The sequence below is a fragment of the Mesorhizobium sp. M5C.F.Ca.IN.020.29.1.1 genome, assembly GCF_003997375.1.
Classification (GTDB): domain Bacteria; phylum Pseudomonadota; class Alphaproteobacteria; order Rhizobiales; family Rhizobiaceae; genus Mesorhizobium; species Mesorhizobium wenxiniae.
The window spans coordinates 1-427 of the sequence record NZ_RZSW01001202.1; the positions used below are offsets into that span (position 1 = coordinate 1).

Annotated in this window: 1 protein-coding gene; it reads left to right on the plus strand. The window is 71.2% G+C overall.

All coding sequences use genetic code 11. The features are described from left to right. A partial coding sequence (locus EOA85_RS37985) for an Ig-like domain-containing protein (RefSeq protein ID WP_245486432.1) occupies positions 1-427 on the plus strand: 427 nt, incomplete at both ends.

The window sequence follows — 427 nt, forward strand, 5'->3', positions numbered from 1 at the left end:
ACGTCCGACCCGCTGGTCTACACGGCGACGTTCACCGCGACCGACGGTTTTGCCGGCACCGGCTCGGTCTCGGTGGCGGCGGGCAGCTATACGGACGCCTCGTTGAACGAGGGCGGCGCCGGCTCGGACACGGTGGCGATCGACCGCGAGAATCCAACGGTCACGGTCGACATCGCCGACAGCGCGCTCAGCGACGGCGATGCCAGCTCGACGGTGACGTTCAGCTTCAGCAAGGCGCCGGTCGGCTTCACAGCGGACGACATCGCCGCCGCCGGCGGCACGCTGAGCGGCCTGGCCGCGACGTCCGACCCGCTGGTCTACACGGCGACGTTCACCGCGACCGACGGTTTTGCCGGCACCGGCTCGGTCTCGGTGGCGGCGGGCAGCTATACGGACGCCTCGTTGAACGAGGGCGGCGCCGGCTCGG